The organism is Streptomyces sp. CO7 (genome assembly GCF_053474865.1).
This window is the reverse complement of the sequence record NZ_JBRIOU010000001.1, coordinates 139,239-142,759: the sequence shown is the minus strand read 5'-3', so window position 1 is coordinate 142,759 and position 3,521 is coordinate 139,239. Positions and strand designations below refer to the sequence as shown.

The window sequence follows — 3,521 nt, the reverse complement described above, 5'->3', positions numbered from 1 at the left end:
CAGCACTCCGGGGCCGGGCCCCGCACCCAGGACCCTCGTACGCCCCGGCCGGGCCGACGCCCGCCCGCACGACCCTCCCGAGGAATGTGATGACCCAGCCGCCCGAGCCCGGCCGGCCCCCGCAGGGGGACGGCGGCGCACACGAGCCCGCCGACCGGAACCCCTACGGCGCCACCCCGCCGCCGCAGCAGCCGCCGGCCCCGCCCGCGGCGGGCTACGGGTACCCGCAGACGCCGCCCAACCCGTACCTCCAGCAGCCGGGACAGCAGCCGGGGCAGCACCCCGGACAGCACCCCGGACACCAGGCGTCCCCGCAGACGCCGCAGTACGGATACCCCGCCCAGCAGCCGCCGACGGTCCCGTCGCCCGCCGCCGCTCCGCAGCGCAGCGAGGCCGAGCGCAAGGCGCTGCGCGCCCAGATCGCCATCGTGGTCTCCGCCGTGGTGGCGATCGCCCTGATCATCGGCGGCGGCGTCTGGTACTCCGGCAGCAAGGACGGCGGCGGGAAGACCGTCGCCGGCGGCACCGAGGGCGGCAAGGGCAAGGGCGGGAACGGCGGGGAAGGGGGCGGCACCGAGAAGGTCCCCTCGGACCCCGGCGCGGAGCTGCTCTTCGAGGTGCCGATGCCCAAGGTCGAGAAGGACCTGCAGATCAACGTCAAGGGTTCCTGGGCCACCGAGGACGTCTACGCCAAGAGCGGCGCGGACGGCATCACCGCCTACGACCCGCAGACCGGCGACCAGAAGTGGAAGCTCCCGCTGCCCGGCCCGGTCTGCTTCTCCTCCCGGCACACCACCGAGGACGGGAAGACCGCGATCGTCCACGAGCCGGCCATGCCGACCGCGAAGGCGCCCACCGCGGGCTGCAGCGAGGTCACCGCGATCGACCTCACCACCGGCAAGAAGCTCTGGACCAAGAACGCCAAGAACGGCGACCGGCCCGTCCGGTTCGACAACGTCACCCTCAGCGGAACCACCGTCGCCGCCGGCTCCAGCTCCGGCGGCGCCGCCTGGAACCTGACGAACGGCGCCTCGCTGTGGCAGCCCAAGCCGGGCGACACCTGCTACGACGCCGGTTACGGCGGCGGCAAGGCCCTGGTCGCGCTGCGCAAGTGCGGCGAGTACAACAACTACCAGCTGCTCCTGCAGACCCTGGACGCCAAGAAGGGCACCGTGCTCTCGGAGTACAAGCTGCCCGAGGGCGTCGACTACGCGTCGATCGTCTCCACCGTCCCGCTGGTGGCCGCCGCCGACGTCGGCGACACCGCCGGTGACGGCAGCGGCATCTCCGACTTCTTCTCCGTCGACGCCGCCACCGGCAAGCTCCGCGCCAAGATCTCCGCGCCGGGCGAGACCTACGCCGCCGACTGCGACGGCGTCACCGCCGTCGAGAGCTGCGGGAACCTGGCCGTCGGCCAGGACACGCTCTACCTGCCGACCGAGGAGCACGACGCCGGAGGCGACACCGGCCGGACCAACGAGGTCGTCACCATCGACCTCGCCACCGGGAAGACGGGCCGCAAGGCCGACGCGGGCGACGGCCACAACCTGCTCCCGCTGCGCATGGACGGCGACGGCGTGCTCGCCTACAAGAGCGGCCCCTACGACAAGGGCGGCCAGGTGGTCCGTCTGGACGGCGACACGCTGAAGGAGACGCTGCTCCTGCAGCTGCCGAACGACCAGGCCAGCCGTGAGCTGGAGATCTCGTTCTCGCCGGACTACCAGGAGTACCTCTTCTTCGGCGGCCGGCTCTTCATGAGCGAGGTCTACGCCCGCGGCGACGACAAGGAGGACGAGCCGCTCGCGGTCGCCTTCGGTCCCAAGGCCTGACGGCCCGCACGCCCGGCGCGCCGCGTCGAACAAGCGTTTGACATGCTCCTCGGGCTGAGCCGGAGGATTCTGGCCTTCCCTACCGGGTGCTGTGCCGCCGCGCGGCACGGGGTCCGGTAGGGAGTCCGTGGCTTCCTGCTTCGCTGCGCTGTGCCGGGACGAGTCCCGGTCCTACCTGCGCTCCACAGGCTGATGCCGCCAGTCCGGCGGCCGTCTTCACGTTGATCGCTGCGTTCTCGTCGCGGTCGTGGACGGTGCCGCAGGCGGTACAGGTCCATTCCCGGACGTGGAGGGGTTTGGGGCCGTCCTTGACCCCGCACGCCGAGCAGACCTGGCTGGTCGGCTCGAACCGGCCGATCTTCACCAGCGTGCGCCCGTACCTCGCCGCCTTGTACTCGAGCATGGCCACGAACCGTGACCAGCCCGCGTCGTGCACGCTCTTGGCCAGTCTGGTACGCGCCAGTCCCGCCACGTACAGGCTCTCCACACCGATCGCTTGGTTCTCGCGGATCAGCCGGGTGGAGAGCTGGTGGTGGAACTCGCGGCGCGCGTCGGCGACCTGGGCATGGGCGCGTGCCACTTTCAGGCGGGCCTTCTCACGGTTCTTCGACCCCTTCCGCTTGCGGGACAGCTCACGCTGCGCCTTCTTGAGTTTCTTCTCCGCGCGGCGCAGGAAGCGCGGTGAGGTGATCTTCTCGCCTGTGGACAGGACCGCGAAGTGCGTCAGCCCTAGGTCGACACCGATCATTTGCTCGCTGCCAGACATTCTGGTCGCGTCGGCGGCCGGATCGGTCTCGACGACGAACGAGGCGAAGTACCGGCCCGCGCTGTCCTTGATCACGGTCACCGAGGACGGGACGGCCGGCAGGGTGCGGGACCATTTCACCTTCACCGCGCCGATCTTCGGCAGGCACAGGCGCCCCGCGTGGTCGATGGTCCAGCGGGCGTTGGCGGTGAACCGGATCGACTGCCGGGTGTCCTTGCGGGTCTTGAACCGCGGCGGCCCCAGTTTCGGGCCCTTGCGGGCGCCGGTCAAGGAGGCGAAGAAGTTGCGGAACGCGGTCTCGGCGTCGCGCAGGGACTGCTGCAGCACCACCGCCGACACCTCACCCAGCCACCCTCGCTCGACCGTTTTCTTCGCCTGGGTGATCAGACGGACGGACAGCTCACCCGCCGTCGGGAACGGCAGGCCGTCCCTGCGGGCGGTTTCGCGGGCACGCACCGCGTCGTTGAACACGACGCGGGCACACCCGAACGCCTTCGCCAACGCGATCCGCTGACCGGCGTCCGGGTACAGCCGAAAGGCGTACCTGAGCTGCATGACGTCACTCTACGTACCCGAAGGCGGAGGGATGGGCCGGAGACCGGAACTGTCCGTAACTGACCTCGATGGCGCAGGTCCGTTTGATATCCGTGATCGTGTTCCGGCGCACGGTGTCCAGTGACCCCCTCCCCCGGGTGAGGGGCGTCTCCTTCTGCCGCCTGCGCCAAGAGTTCCCCGACCTGGCCCGTCACCACCGGCCGTGCCAACATGCTCCGGTCCGGCTCCTCCTTCGCCGGAACCGTCGACGGCGCCCTGCGCACCGTGACTTCGTGGCCTTGGGCTGAAGCCCGGTGCACTGCGAATGAAACTCCGGTAGCTTCGCGGTCCATACAGGCCGCGAAGCTACCGGAGTTTCATTCGCAGTGCAC

General features: G+C 70.5%; 2 protein-coding genes. One reads left to right on the top strand and one right to left on the bottom strand.

What is annotated here, in order from left to right; all coding sequences use genetic code 11:
* Positions 1–89 precede the first annotated feature (89 nt).
* Positions 90–1,829, top strand: a complete 1,740-nt coding sequence (locus ACOV8S_RS00655) for an outer membrane protein assembly factor BamB family protein (protein WP_448315266.1) — start codon at positions 90–92, stop codon at positions 1,827–1,829.
* 79 nt (positions 1,830–1,908) lie between these two features.
* Here ACOV8S_RS00655 and ACOV8S_RS00650 read toward each other — a convergent pair whose 3' ends face one another.
* Positions 1,909–3,150, bottom strand: coding sequence for an RNA-guided endonuclease InsQ/TnpB family protein (locus tag ACOV8S_RS00650; RefSeq protein ID WP_448315264.1), 1,242 nt, complete (start codon positions 3,148–3,150; stop codon positions 1,909–1,911).
* Positions 3,151–3,521: the final 371 nt, after the last annotated feature.